A 13,185-nucleotide genomic window follows, 5' to 3' on the forward strand; every position below is an offset into this window, starting at 1 on the left:
TGCGGATGCTATCGACGTGTTCATGACTGGCGCCGGTCTGCCGGGCTAGGCTGCCGCCCACCACTCTCCTCTGGAGGCCATGGATGCACCTGCGCCGTGTCACCGCCCGGAAGTTCACCTGCCTGGCCGTCGCCGCCACCGTCGTGTCGCTCGGTGCCGGCGCGCCACCGTCGCACGCCGGAGCGCCGCCGGGGAAAGCACCCGTCGCGGTGGGGTACGGGGGAGCGGTGTCGAGCGTCGACGCGGACGCCTCCGCCGCCGGGATCGACGTACTCCGCAAGGGCGGCAACGCGGTGGACGCGGCGGTCGCGACAGCGGCGGCGCTGGGCGTCACCGAGCCCTACTCCGCGGGCATCGGCGGTGGCGGCTTCTTCGTCTACTACGACGCCGCGTCGCACCGGGTGCACACCATCGACGGCCGGGAGACCGCGCCGCACTCCGCCGACTCCTCCCTCTTCCTGGAGAACGGCAAGCCGCTGGCCTTCGCGGACGCGGTGACCAGCGGGCTGAGCGTCGGCACCCCTGGCACCGCCGCCACCTGGGACTCCGCACTGGACGCCTGGGGCAGCAAGTCACTGAAGACCGTGCTGAAACCGGCCGAGCGCATCGCCCGCCACGGTTTCACGGTGGACTCGACGTTCCGCAGCCAGACCCAGGACAACCAGGCGCGCTTCGCCGACTTCCCCGCCACCGCGCAGCTGTTCCTGCCCGGCGGACAGCCGCCTGCCGTGGGCTCCACCCTGAAGAACCCCGACCTGGCCCGCACCTACGAGGAGTTGGGCCGCCGCGGCATCGACGATCTGTACCGGGGCGGCCTCGGCCGCGACATCGTCCGCACGGTCCGCAAGCCGGACCTCGCACCCGGCTCCACGCGCACCGTACGTCCCGGCGATCTGACGACCGGCGACCTGCGCGCGTACCGGGCGCTGTACCGCGAGCCGACGAAGGTCGCCTACCGGGGCCTGGATGTGTACGGCATGCCCCCGTCCTCGTCCGGTGGTACCACCGTGGGGGAGGCGCTCAACATTCTGGAGCGCACCGACCTTTCGAAGGCGTCGGAGGTGCAGTATCTGCACCACTACATCGAGGCGAGCCGGATCGCGTTCGCCGACCGGGGGCGTTGGGTCGGCGACCCGGCCTTCGAGTCCGTACCGATCGGGGGTCTGCTCTCCCAGCGTTTCGCGGACTCCCGCGCCTGCCTCATCAAGGAGGACGCGGTGCTCGCCAGCCCGCTCGCACCGGGCGACCCCCGGCATCCGGCCGACTGCGCCTCGGCCGGCCGGGCGGCCCCCACCACGTACGAGGGGGAGAACACCACCCATCTGACGGTGGCCGACAAATGGGGCAACGCCGTGGCGTACACCCTGACTATCGAGCAGACCGGCGGCAGCGGTATGGCGGTGCCCGGGCGCGGCTTCCTGCTCAACAACGAACTGACCGACTTCTCCTTCGCCCCGGCCGACCCGGCCGTGCACGACCCGAACCTCCCGGGCCCGGGCAAGCGGCCGCGCTCCTCGATCTCCCCGACCATCGTCCTGAAAGACGGCAGGCCCGCGCTGGCTCTCGGCTCCCCGGGTGGCGCGACGATCATCACCACCGTCCTGCAGACTCTCATCGGCCACCTCGACCGCGGACTCTCGCTGGAGGACGCGATCGCCGCACCGCGCGCGAGCCAGCGCAACGCCGCGACCACCGAGCTGGAGCCAGCCCTCTACAACAGCCCGCTCCGTGGCCGGTTGGAGGCGCTCGGGCACTCGTTCAAGCTGAATCCGGAGATCGGCGCGGCGACGGGCGTCGAACGCCTGCCGGACGGCCGGTGGCTGGCGGCGGCGGAACCGGTGCGCCGCGGTGGCGGGTCGGCGATGGTGGTCCATCCGGTCGGGCAGCCCTGACGGTCGCCGAAAAGCGCCCGTAGCGTCTCCGTAACACTGCTGCGATCGAATGGCCTGCCATGACGGTGAGCCAACCGACGGAGGCCGCGGCTTTCGCGCGGTTCCTGCGAGATCTGACAGCCGCACTCGACCCGGGTGGCGGGTGGTGCGGCGTGTTCTGGCGGCGGGACCCCGACGGGATGCGGGCCTGTCTCGACGGGAGCGAGGTGCCGCCCTGGGACGTGGTCGACGCGCTGCTCCAGGACTACGCCGGGCTCCGTGGGCCGGAGGCCGGCCGGACCGCCGCGGTGCGGGCGGGCGAGTTGTACGCGGCCTCCGTTGCGGCGCACGACCGCCGTCCCGGCGGACGCGAGGCGGTCCGTGACCGGCTGGAACTGATGTTGCGTGAGCAGACGTACGCCGCCGGGCGCGAGCGGGAGCTGGCGCACCGGCTCCGTGTGGCTGACGGCGCCGAGGCCCGTCGGCTCGGCGACGAGCTGGCCTGGGCCCGCGACGACGGGCGGCGGGCCACCGCGCGGTGCGCGGAGCTGCAGGCACGGCTGGCGGCGCCGGCGGACACCGGGTGGGACGCCGGCCACGGCGCCGGCTCGGGCGGTGTGCCTGCGGTGGCCGGGCCCGGCGCCGCGGCCGGGGCGGGCGCCATCACCTCGCCCGCCGGCCCGGTGGAGGGTGCGACCGCCGGCGGAGCAGCGGCCGTGGCTGGGGAACCTCCCCTCCGGCGCGGATCCGCGGCCCGACGCCGTCCACGCGGTGCCCGGTTCGCCGGACTCGACGACGCCGACGGCGCGAGCGCCGCGCCGGCCCTGCCGTTGCCTCCGACCGGACCGGTGGCCGTACCGCGCGGGGCCAGGTTCGGCGGCGCGCCGCGCGAGACCGAACCGGAACCGGAGGGCTCACCCGTGCGGCAGCCGGGCGACGACCCCGCGACCCGGCGGGCCGTCGCCGAGGTGGTGGGCCGGCTGCTGCGGCTGCGCGCCGATGGCCGCAGCGGTGAGGCCCATGCCCTGCTCTGCCAGGCGGCGCTGCTGCCGGCCGGGCATCTGCCGGTGCTCGCGACCGAGCTGGCGGCGGCGGGACTTGCGGCGGACTGGGCCACCCTGCTCTGGGAGGCCGCCTCGCTGGCACCCGACCGGCTGGCCGAGGCCGTCGACGTGCTCCTGTCCGCGGGCCGCGGTCACGACTGCGGCCGGTTGGTACGCCAGAGCGCGGCCCGCCCCGTCGCCGACGTCGCAGCGATCGTGCTCGCGCTCGGCGCCATCGGCCGGGCCGGCGAATCGCAGGCGCTGCTGGGCGCGTTCGTGCGGACCCACCCGCCGGAGGAGTCGGCCAGGATCGCGGAGAGTGACCCCCGGGCTCTGGTTCCGCAGCTGCTTTCCGCTGCTGCGGCCGCATCCCCGCCCCACGAGCGTGACCTCCTCCGCGTACTGCGTGTCACGGGTCTCACAAAGTGATCACTGTGGAAGGCTGAAGTGATCGCCGAGCGGCGAAACATGATCGACTCTGCCGGTTAACGGCGATGGTCTTGCCCCCGTGTGTGACGGGGCTTACGTTCTCCTCCTACGCATCCTGTCTACGTGCGTAGAACGTTCGTGGCGCCCTGGTGAAGGAGTTGCTCGTGTCTCACGTCGTACGCGCCGCGCTGGTCCAGGCCACCTGGACCGGCGACACCGAATCCATGATCGCCAAACATGAGGAACACGCCCGGGAGGCGGCCCGCAGGGGCGCCCAGGTCATAGGGTTTCAGGAGGTCTTCAACGCCCCCTACTTCTGCCAGGTGCAGGAACCCGAGCACTACCGCTGGGCGGAAGCCGTTCCCGACGGGTCGACCGTCCGCCGGATGCAGGAACTCGCCCGCGAGACCGGCATGGTGATCGTCGTCCCGGTCTTCGAGCTCGAGCAGACCGGCTTCTACTACAACACCGCCGCGGTGATCGACGCCGACGGCTCGTACCTCGGCAAGTACCGCAAGCACCACATCCCGCAGGTCAAGGGGTTCTGGGAGAAGTACTACTTCAAACCGGGGAACCTCGGCTGGCCGGTTTTCGACACGGCCGTCGGCAAGGTCGGCGTCTATATCTGCTACGACCGTCACTTCCCGGAGGGCTGGCGTCAACTCGGCCTGAACGGCGCCTCGATCGTCTACAACCCCTCGGCCACCTCGCGCGGCCTCTCCGCGCATCTCTGGCAGCTGGAGCAGCCGGCCTCGGCCGTGGCCAACGAGTACTTCATCGCGGCCATCAACCGGGTCGGCCGGGAGGAGTACGGCGACAACGACTTCTACGGCACGAGCTACTTCGTGGATCCGCGCGGACAGTTCGTCGGCGAGGTCGCCAGCGACAAGGAGGAGGAACTCCTCGTCCGCGACCTCGACATGGACCTGATCGAGGCAGTGCGACAGCAGTGGGCGTTCTACCGGGACCGCCGCCCCGACGCGTACGAAGGACTGGTGCAGCCGTGACCGATCTGTACAACCGGCACCGCGCCGTACTGCCCGACTGGCTGGCGACCTATTACGAGCACCCGATCGAGATCACCCACGGTGAGGGCCGCCACGTCTGGGACGCGGCCGGCAACCGTTACCTGGACTTCTTCGGCGGCATCCTCACCACCATGACCGCCCACGCGCTGCCCGAGGTGACCAAGGCGGTGAGCGAGCAGGCGGGCCGGATCATCCACTCGTCGACGCTGTATCTCAACCGCCCGATGGTGGACCTCGCCGAGCGGATCGTGGCGCTGTCCGGCATCCCCGACGCCCGGGTCTTCTTCACCACCTCGGGTACCGAGGCCAATGACACGGCCCTGCTGCTGGCGACCGCATACCGCAGGTCGCAGCAGATCCTGGCCATGCGCAACAGCTACCACGGCCGTTCCTTCACCACCGTCGGTATCACCGGCAACCGCGGCTGGTCCCCGACCGCGCTCTCCCCGCTCCAGACGCTGTACGTGCACGGCGGCGTGCGCAGTCGCGGCCCGTACGCGCAGCTCAGCGACGCCCGCTTCATCGAGGCATGTGTGGCCGACCTCGAGGACCTGCTCGGGCAGACCCGTGACGTGGCCGCGCTGATCGCCGAACCGATCCAGGGCGTCGGCGGGTTCACCGCCCCGCCGGACGGGCTGTTCGCGGCGTTCCGCGAGGTACTCGACCGGCACGGCATCCTGTGGATCGCCGATGAGGTGCAGACCGGCTGGGGGCGCACCGGCGACCACTTCTGGGGCTGGCAGGCGCACGCCGAGAACGGGCCGCCGGACATCCTCACGTTCGCCAAGGGAATCGGCAACGGAATGTCCATCGGCGGGGTCGTCGCCCGCGCGGACGTCATGAACTGCCTGGACGCCAACTCGATCTCGACGTTCGGCGGTTCCCCGGTCACCATGGCCGCCGGGCTCGCCAACCTGAACTATCTGCTGGAACACGACCTGCAGGGCAACGCCCGCCGGGTCGGCGGCCTGCTGCTCGAGCGGCTGCGGGCCGTCGGCGCGCAGTGCCCGGTGGTGCGCGAGGTGCGCGGCCGCGGACTGATGATCGGTGTCGAGCTGGTGCAGCCGGGCACCGACCTGGCGAATCCGGAGGCGGCCGCCGCCGTGCTGGAGGCGGCTCGCGAAGGCGGACTCCTGGTCGGCAAGGGCGGCGGCCACAACACCAGCGTGCTGCGTATCGCACCGCCCCTGTCGCTCAACGTCGCAGAGGCCGAGGCAGGCGCCGCGATCCTCGAACAAGCCCTGCACACCGCCTAGTCACGTACGCCGTCCGGCAGGAGCACCGGCGGACCGGAGTGAGAGAGGGAGCGCACCACCATGAGCACCCGCACGCTGATCCGCGGCGGCCTGGTCGTCACCGCCGCCGAGGAGACTCACGCAGATGTCCTGATCGAGGACGGCCGGATCGCCGCGCTGGCCGCCCACGGGTCCACGGTGGCAGAGGGCTGGACCGCCGAGCGGACCATCGACGCCACCGGGAAGTACGTCGTCCCGGGCGGAGTCGACGCCCATACGCACATGGAGATGCCGTTCGGCGGCACCTTCGCATCCGACACCTTTGAGACGGGGACCCGGGCGGCCGCCTGGGGCGGTACCACCACGATTGTGGACTTCGCCATCCAGTCGGTGGGCCGCTCGCTGCGCGAAGGGCTCGACGCGTGGTACGCCAAGGCGGACGGCCGGTGCGCCATCGACTACGGCTTTCACATGATCATGTCGGACGTCAATCCGGCAAGTCTCAAGGAGGTGGACCTCCTGGTGGGGGAGGGCGTCACATCCTTCAAGCTCTTCATGGCCTACCCGGGGGTCTTCTACAGCGACGACGGGCAGATCCTCCGGGCGATGCAGCGGGCCGGCTCCAACGGCGGGCTGATCATGATGCACGCCGAGAACGGCATCGCGATCGACGTCCTGGTCGAGCAGGCGCTCGCCGAGGGCCGCACCGACCCGCGCTACCACGGCGAAGTGCGGAAGGTGCTGCTCGAGGCCGAGGCCACCCACCGTGCGATCAAACTCGCGCAGGTCGCCGGTGCCCCGCTGTACGTCGTGCACGTCTCGGCCGACGAGGCACTCGCCGAACTGACCTCCGCCCGTACCCAGGGCCTGCCCGTCTTCGGTGAGACCTGCCCGCAGTACCTCTTCCTCTCCACGGACAACCTCGCCGAGCCGGACTTCGAGGGTGCGAAGTACGTGTGCTCGACGCCGCTGCGCCCCCGTGTACACCAGGAAGCTCTCTGGCGCGGACTGCGGCGCAACGACCTCCAGGTCGTCTCCACCGACCACTGCCCTTTCTGCTTCACCGGTCAGAAGGAACTGGGCCGCGGCGACTTCTCCAAAATTCCCAACGGGATGCCGGGGGTGGAGAACCGCATGGACCTGCTCCACCAGGCCGTGGTCGACGGGCACATCTCCCGCCGCCGCTGGATCGAGATCGCCTGCGCGACGCCGGCCCGGATGTTCGGCCTCTACCCGAAGAAGGGGACCATCGCGCCCGGCGCGGACGGCGACGTCGTCATCTACGACCCCCACCGCGAGCAGACCCTCTCCGCCGACACCCACCACATGAACGTCGACTACTCGGCGTACGAGGGGAAGCGGCTCACCGGCCAGGTGGAGACGGTGCTCTCGCGCGGTGAAGTCGTCATCCACGAACGCGACTTCACCGGCCGCACCGGGCACGGCCAGTACACCCCGCGCGCCACCTGCCAGTACCTGGCATAGGCACCTGAAACACGTACCTGGAACAAGCACCTGAACTGGGAGCTCCGTCATGGATTTCGGACTCGTCCTGCAGACCGACCCGCCCGCGTCGGCCGTCGTCGGACTGATGCGGCGCGCGGAACGCAACGGATTCAGGTACGGCTGGACGTTCGACTCGGCCGTGTTGTGGCAGGAGCCGTTCGTCATCTACAGCCGCATCCTCGAGCACACCACCCGGCTCACCGTCGGGCCCATGGTGACCAACCCGGGCACCAGGACCTGGGAGGTCACCGCCTCCACCTTCGCCACCCTCAACGAGATGTACGGCAACCGGACGGTCTGCGGCATCGGCCGGGGCGACTCGGCGATGCGGGTGGCGGGCCGTAAACCCAACACCCTGGCCCGGCTGGGCGAGGCGATCGGCGTCATCCGCGATCTCGCCGAGGGGCGCGAGGCCGAGGTCGACGGCCGGTCGCTGAGGCTGCCCTGGGTGAAGGACAGCAGGCTGCCGGTCTGGATGGCCGCATACGGCCCGAAGGCGCTGGCACTGGCCGGGCAACAGGCGGACGGCTTCATCCTGCAACTGGCCGACCCCTTCCTCACGGAGTGGATGGTCAGGGCGGTGCGCACCGCGGCGTCCGACGCGGGACGGGACCCGGACTCGGTGAGCATCTGCGTGGCAGCGCCCGCGTACGTCGGCGATGATCTCGCCCACGGCCGCGAGCAGTGCCGCTGGTTCGGCGGGATGGTCGGCAACCACGTCGCCGACCTGGTGTCGCGCTACGGCGAACACTCCGGTCTGGTGCCGGAGGCGCTCACCGCTTACATCAAGCAGCGCGAGGGCTACGACTACAGCCACCACGGACGCACCGACAACCCGGACACCGCCTTCGTCCCCGATGAGATCGTCGACCGTTTCTGCCTGCTCGGCCCGGTCGAGGCCCACATCGAGAAGCTGCGCGCGCTGCGTGCACTGGGCGTCGACCAGTTCGCGGTGTACGCCATGCACGACGCCAGGGAGTCGGTCATCGATGCCTACGGCGAGCAGATCATCCCCGCGATGACCGAGGCGGCCAGACCATGACGGACACCGAGATACCGGCATCGGACGGAACGGCAGGAGACGGAACGGCAGGGGACCGGACGGCGCCGGACGGCAGATTCGCCAACGACGACCTGCAGCCGGTACCGGCGGACCGGCGGACCTGGACCACGTACAACTTCGCCGCTCTCTGGGTCGGCATGGCGCACAACATCCCGTCCTGGACGCTGGCTTCGGGTCTGGTCGCGCTCGGAATGGACTGGAAGCAGGCCGTCCTCACCATTGCGCTCGCCAACATCATCGTGCTGTTGCCGATGCTGCTCACCGGTCACGCGGGGCCGAAGTACGGCATCCCGTTCCCGGTTCTCGCGCGGGCCTCCTTCGGGCTGCGCGGCGCCAACCTCCCCGCACTGGTCCGGGCGGCCGTCGCCTGCTGCTGGTTCGGCATCCAGACCTGGATCGGCGGGCAGGGCATCTTCGTGTTGCTCGGGAAGGTCTTCGGGGGCGGCTGGGCGGACGTCAGTAAGGTGGGCGGTTACCCCTGGACGCTCTGGCTCTGCTTCGCGATCTTCTGGGTGTTCGAACTGGCCATCATCTACCGGGGGATGCAGACGCTGCGCCGCTTCGAGAACTGGGCGGCGCCGTTCGTGCTGCTCGGCGCGATCGTGCTGCTGATCTGGATCGCGAACAAGGCGGGCGGCTTCGGCCCGCTGCTCGACCAGCCGTCCAAGCACGGCTGGGGCGCGGACTTCTGGCCGGTCTTCTTCCCGTCGCTGATGGGCATGATCGGTTTCTGGTCGACGCTCAGCCTCAACATCCCGGACTTCACCCGTTTCGGGAAGGGGCAGCGGGCCCAGGTCTGGGGCCAGACCCTGGGCCTGCCCACCACCATGACTGCCTTCGCCCTGCTCTCGGTCTTCGTCACATCGGGTTCGGAGGCGGTGTACGGGGTCGCCATCTGGGACCCGGTGGCGCTGACCGCGAAGACCGACAACGTCTTCGGCCTGCTCTTCGGCCTGGTGACGGTGCTGATCGCGACGGTCTCCGCCAACCTCGCGGCCAATGTCGTGTCACCGGCCTACGACCTCGCCAACCTGCTGCCGAGGTTCATCAACTTCCGTACCGGCGCGCTGATAGCCGGCGTGGTCGGGGTGCTCTTCCTCCCGTGGAAGCTCACCTCCACCCCCGAGCTGTACATCTACACCTGGCTCGGGGTGGTCGGCGGGGTACTCGGCACGGTGGCCGGCGTCCTGATCGCCGACTACTGGATCATCCGCCGCACGGTCCTCGACGTCGCCGACCTCTACCGGCCCCAGGGCCGTTACTGGTACACCGGCGGGTGGAACTGGCGCGCGGTCGTCGCGTTCGCGGTCGGCGGGCTGCTGGCCGTCGGCGGGTCGTACTCCACGGTGGACGAACACGGCGCCAAACAGGGGCCGTTCCCGGTGGACGGGCTCGTCCCCTTCCTCAAGCCGCTGGCCGACTACGGGTGGGCCGTCGGGCTGGCTTCCTCGCTGGTGCTCTACACCGTGCTGATGATGAGCACCGGGGCGGCCCGGCGGTCTTCCCTGGGCGAACCCACCGTTCTCGTCCGATGAGCCGGCCTGCCGTTCAATCGGCGGCGTGTGCCCGCCGGCCCTTCGACGGTGTGTCGCGTTGGCTGACCGCCAGATGGTTGATCAGGACGACGATCGGCACCAGCAGTGCCAGGGTGACGGGCCCGGTGCCCCAGCCGAGCCCGTGCCGGGTGGTCGGCACGCCCATCCAGTCGGCGAACGAGGCACCGAGCGGGCGGGTCAGGATGTAGGCCCACCAGAAAGCGGCCACCGCGTTCAGCCCGAGGAAACGACCGGCGATGGCCGGGACCGCGATGAAAGCGGCGAAGGCGACACCGGACGAGAAGTACCCCAGGTGCAGCGTGCCGGCCGTGAGATCGCCGACCGCCGTGCCGAGCGCGAAGGTGGTGAGCACGGTCGCCCAGTAGAACGACTCCCGGCGCCGGGTGCGGATGCTGTGGATGGACAGCGTGCCCTCGCTGGCGTACCAGACCATCAGGATGGCGGCCAGAGCCACCGAGAGACCCACCGTCGACACCGCGTACGGCACTCCGGCCACGACGTGCACCACGTCGGCGGCCATGGTGCCGAACACGCTCACCATGACGATGGCGGACCAGTACGTCCACACGCTGTAGCGGGGCGCGCGGAACTGCAGCGTCAGCAGAGCCGCCAGACCGGCCAGCCCGATGCACCCGGCCGGTACCGGACCGAGCGTCCGGGCCAGATAGTCGGAGGCGGTCTCGCCCGCGCCGGTGGTGAGGACCTTCACCACCCAGAACCAGACGGTCACCTCCGGCACCTTGTTCGCACCCGGCGGACCGGCCGTGCCCTCGGCCGGTCCGCGGTCCCGGAATCCGAGCTCCGGTTCTGCCGTGGTGCCGGCTTCCGGCTCCTGCATGGCCTCTCCCGCCTCTCACGCCTCCCGCTTCGGCCGGCGCAGGGCGCCGCGGGAGTTTTCGTCTACAGTACTGTAGACGTCCGGGGCCGACGGCGGCCGGGGTGCATCGCACGGGGCGAACCTGAGGCCGAGCCGGACGCTGAGGCTCAGCCAGCAGACGCAGAACAGCCAGCCGCCGATGACATCGGTGAACCAGTGCACGCCGAGGTAGATCCGGGTCAGGCCGACCAGCACCCCCCAGCAGCCGATGCCGAGGGCGATGGCCGCCCTGCCGCGCGGTGCCCGCAGCAGCACTGCGATGACGAGCAACCCGGCGGTGACGGCCGATGTGGTGGTGTGTCCGGACGGGAACGACCACCCCGATGCGTGGGTGGCCCAGCCGCTCATCGGTGGGCGCGGGCGCGCCACCAGCACCATCACGCCGTACCGCAGTGCCTGGCACAGCGCGAGGCAGCCGATGAACGCCGCGCCGGTGAGCAGCCGCTGCCGGGCGCCGCGGCCGACGACCAGACCGGCGAGCGCGACCAGCAGATACGGGATCACACCGGTACCGGTGTAGGTGAGGCCGCGCGCCGTGGCCACCGCCACCTCCGGCCGGTGGTGCACCGACCAGGAATGCAGAGCGCTGTCGGCGAGGAACGGCGCGCCGTGCCGACCGGCCGCGACCATCGCCAGCACCGCGAACGCCGCCAGGCCTCCCACCGCGGTCGACAGGGTCAGGTCGGCCAGGCCCTTGCGATGCGTGACCGGTGGGACGGCAGGCATCACCGGCCGGATTCCACGTGGCCGGCGGCCCGCTTGCGCGAGCGCCGCAGTTCGGCGGCGAGCGGGATCAGCGACAGGACGACGATCACCGCGATGACCGGCAGCAGATAATGGTCCACGTTCGGGATGGAAGAGCCGAGTGCGTACCCCGCCAGCGCCAGCCCCTGACTCCAGAGCAGGCCGCCGATCACCTGCCAGAGGGTGAACGTTCGCGCCGGGACGTGCAGCGCGCCCGCCATCGGATTGAGCACGGTGCGCACCACCGGGATGAACCGTGCCAGCACGATGGCCTTCGCATGGCCGTACCGCGCCAGTAGCTCCTCGGCCCGGTCGGCCCCCTGCCGCAGTCGTCCGGACCGGCTGCGGGCCAGCATCGGCCCGCCCGCCTGCCGTCCGATGAGGTAGCCGCACTGTGCACCGGCCAGTGCGCCGACGGCGGAGGCGAGCAGCACCAGGGGTAGCGAGAGGTGCAGGCCGCTGCTGGACGTGCCGGTGCAGAGCAGTCCGGCGGTGAAGAGCAGCGAGTCGCCCGGCAGGAAGAACCCGACCAGCAGTCCCGTCTCGGCGAACAGCACCACGGCGATGCCGGCCACCCCGAATGCCGACAGCAGAGACTGCGCGTCCAGCACGTTCACCGCGAGCGGAGAGGCTGCGAGCAGGGGGGCGACCATGGGCGCGGGCCCTTTCTTCCTGGAGGGAGTGGCAAGGGCGGACACCCGGATGCCAACAGTGCAATAGACGGTCTACTGCACTGTAGACGATGAAGGGTGGGACAGGTGGCGCGCGGCAGGGTGGACGGAGACCGGTGGCGTGGGACTCAGCGACCGCACCCGGTGTCGCGCCGGGCCCGCCGCAGACCCGCGAGCAGCGCGGCTGCCGTCACCCCGATCAGAGCCACGAAAGCCATCAGGACGACTGCGACGTTGCCGATGCCCAGGCCCACGCCGAGGGCGGTGGCGATCACCAGGAGCGCCATGCGCCAGGGATCGATCCGCCGGTACCGCCCGGGGGCCCGCCATTCCACGAACTGTCTGGCCCACCGGGGGTCGGAGCCCACCAGGTGGTCCTCGATCTGTCGCAGCCGGAACTCGTCGTGCGCTGTCCATGTCATCGCGGCCACTCCTGTCTCGAGCGGGGTCCTCGTCTGCGGCCGTCCCTGCGAGACCGCCGCCTGGCGGCAGGTCAGCCAGTGCCGGAAAGCTGCGCCCGCAGATGGCGGGCCACGTCGAGCCCCCGGTCCAGGGGGCCGAAGAGGGGTCCGGCCAGCTTGTTGGTGAGCTCGTTGTTCACCCACCGGTGCGGGCGGGTCGGCGCGTACAGCTGCGTGAGACGTACCTCGGCCGCCAGCAGACGCAGGCGGCGCGCGCTGACCGCCTGGCGCAGCGCTGCGAACTCCTCCCGTTCCTCCCGGGCGGCATGCCGCTGGACGGCTGCTGCCAGCCGGGTCAGTTTCCGCAGATAGCCCTTGCAGTCCGGTCCCGTGCGCCACAGCGCGGTCAGCAGTTCCTTGGCTTCCTTCTCCTCCCGCCGGCGACGGGCGGTCACCGCGCTGCCCATGGCCAGCGCGCGATGCGCCTTCGGGTGCACGTGGGCCTCCTCGGCCGCCTCATGCACGGCCAGCAGGCGCACCAGGTTCTCGAATGCCTTGCGTCGCCCGGGCCCTGGCAGCGCGGCTTTCGCGAAGGCTCCTCTGATCTGTGAGTGCTGGCGCTCGAGGACGTCCACGACGTCCTCCGTCAGCAGGGGGGTGATCCTCATGTCATGCCTCCCAGTCGGCTCGGACCGGTCGCGAGTACCCCTACCCGCAAGCACGATGCCGCCGGACGCGGGTTTCGTCGCGACGCGGTCCGC

12 protein-coding genes are annotated in these 13,185 nt (G+C 70.8%); 7 read left to right on the forward strand and 5 right to left on the reverse strand.

The genetic code is table 11. The features are described from left to right. Nucleotides 1–83 precede the first annotated feature (83 nt). From ggt to AB0436_RS04375, 7 genes are all read left to right on the forward strand, one after another. Nucleotides 84–1,892: a gamma-glutamyltransferase gene (ggt, locus tag AB0436_RS04345; protein WP_366466175.1), complete on the forward strand. Its 1,809-nt coding sequence runs from the start codon at nucleotides 84–86 to the stop codon at nucleotides 1,890–1,892. Between the two features lie 59 nt (nucleotides 1,893–1,951). Beyond that, nucleotides 1,952–3,343, forward strand: coding sequence for a hypothetical protein (locus tag AB0436_RS04350; protein WP_366466176.1), 1,392 nt, complete (start codon nucleotides 1,952–1,954; stop codon nucleotides 3,341–3,343). 164 nt (nucleotides 3,344–3,507) lie between these two features. Next, entirely contained in the window at nucleotides 3,508–4,350 is an 843-nt protein-coding gene (locus tag AB0436_RS04355) for a nitrilase-related carbon-nitrogen hydrolase (protein ID WP_366466177.1), read from the forward strand. Further along, the gene (locus AB0436_RS04360; RefSeq protein WP_366466178.1) at nucleotides 4,347–5,627 is read left to right on the forward strand and encodes an aspartate aminotransferase family protein; all 1,281 of its coding nucleotides are present in this window, start codon (nucleotides 4,347–4,349) and stop codon (nucleotides 5,625–5,627) included. Before AB0436_RS04355 ends, AB0436_RS04360 begins: the two co-directional genes overlap by 4 nt. Before the next feature lie 60 nt (nucleotides 5,628–5,687). After that, nucleotides 5,688–7,091, forward strand: coding sequence for a dihydropyrimidinase (hydA, locus tag AB0436_RS04365; RefSeq protein ID WP_366466180.1), 1,404 nt, complete (start codon nucleotides 5,688–5,690; stop codon nucleotides 7,089–7,091). A 49-nt stretch (nucleotides 7,092–7,140) separates the two neighbouring features. After that, a complete protein-coding gene (locus tag AB0436_RS04370; RefSeq protein ID WP_366466181.1) occupies nucleotides 7,141–8,154 on the forward strand; it encodes a TIGR03842 family LLM class F420-dependent oxidoreductase in 1,014 nt (337 codons plus the stop codon). Then, nucleotides 8,151–9,710 (forward strand): NCS1 family nucleobase:cation symporter-1, encoded by a 1,560-nt coding sequence (locus AB0436_RS04375; RefSeq protein WP_366466182.1) that lies wholly within the window; start codon nucleotides 8,151–8,153, stop codon nucleotides 9,708–9,710. The genes AB0436_RS04370 and AB0436_RS04375 overlap by 4 nt, the downstream gene beginning before the upstream one ends. Before the next feature lie 13 nt (nucleotides 9,711–9,723). Here the strand turns inward: AB0436_RS04375 and AB0436_RS04380 are convergent, their stop codons facing one another. The 5 genes from AB0436_RS04380 to AB0436_RS04400 form a co-directional block, all read right to left on the reverse strand. After that, a complete protein-coding gene (locus AB0436_RS04380) occupies nucleotides 9,724–10,569 on the reverse strand; it encodes a hypothetical protein (protein WP_366466183.1) in 846 nt (281 codons plus the stop codon). A gap of 15 nt (nucleotides 10,570–10,584) precedes the next feature. Next, on the reverse strand, nucleotides 10,585–11,334 hold the full coding sequence (locus AB0436_RS04385; protein ID WP_366466184.1) for a phosphatase PAP2 family protein: 750 nt from the start codon (nucleotides 11,332–11,334) through the stop codon (nucleotides 10,585–10,587). Next, nucleotides 11,334–12,005, reverse strand: a complete 672-nt coding sequence (locus AB0436_RS04390) for a DedA family protein (RefSeq protein WP_366466185.1) — start codon at nucleotides 12,003–12,005, stop codon at nucleotides 11,334–11,336. Before AB0436_RS04390 ends, AB0436_RS04385 begins: the two co-directional genes overlap by 1 nt. Nucleotides 12,006–12,151: 146 nt before the next feature. Further along, the gene (locus AB0436_RS04395; protein ID WP_366466186.1) at nucleotides 12,152–12,445 is read right to left on the reverse strand and encodes a DUF3040 domain-containing protein; all 294 of its coding nucleotides are present in this window, start codon (nucleotides 12,443–12,445) and stop codon (nucleotides 12,152–12,154) included. Nucleotides 12,446–12,516: 71 nt separating this feature from the next. Then, a complete protein-coding gene (locus tag AB0436_RS04400; protein WP_366466187.1) occupies nucleotides 12,517–13,092 on the reverse strand; it encodes a hemerythrin domain-containing protein in 576 nt (191 codons plus the stop codon). Nucleotides 13,093–13,185: the final 93 nt, after the last annotated feature.

This window comes from Streptomyces sp. NPDC051322 (assembly GCF_040689485.1).
In the GTDB taxonomy this organism is placed as follows: Bacteria; Actinomycetota; Actinomycetes; order Streptomycetales; family Streptomycetaceae; genus Streptomyces.

Coding starts and splice junctions, on each gene's coding strand:
- hydA (WP_366466180.1), top strand. CDS start 5,688: ATGAGCACCCGCACGCTGATCCGCGGCGGCCTGGTCGTCACCGCCGCC.
- AB0436_RS04380 (WP_366466183.1), bottom strand. CDS start 10,569: ATGCAGGAGCCGGAAGCCGGCACCACGGCAGAACCGGAGCTCGGATTC.
- AB0436_RS04400 (WP_366466187.1), bottom strand. CDS start 13,092: ATGAGGATCACCCCCCTGCTGACGGAGGACGTCGTGGACGTCCTCGAG.
- AB0436_RS04350 (WP_366466176.1), top strand. CDS start 1,952: ATGACGGTGAGCCAACCGACGGAGGCCGCGGCTTTCGCGCGGTTCCTG.
- ggt (WP_366466175.1), top strand. CDS start 84: ATGCACCTGCGCCGTGTCACCGCCCGGAAGTTCACCTGCCTGGCCGTC.
- AB0436_RS04375 (WP_366466182.1), top strand. CDS start 8,151: ATGACGGACACCGAGATACCGGCATCGGACGGAACGGCAGGAGACGGA.
- AB0436_RS04395 (WP_366466186.1), bottom strand. CDS start 12,445: ATGACATGGACAGCGCACGACGAGTTCCGGCTGCGACAGATCGAGGAC.
- AB0436_RS04385 (WP_366466184.1), bottom strand. CDS start 11,334: ATGCCTGCCGTCCCACCGGTCACGCATCGCAAGGGCCTGGCCGACCTG.
- AB0436_RS04370 (WP_366466181.1), top strand. CDS start 7,141: ATGGATTTCGGACTCGTCCTGCAGACCGACCCGCCCGCGTCGGCCGTC.
- AB0436_RS04390 (WP_366466185.1), bottom strand. CDS start 12,005: ATGGTCGCCCCCCTGCTCGCAGCCTCTCCGCTCGCGGTGAACGTGCTG.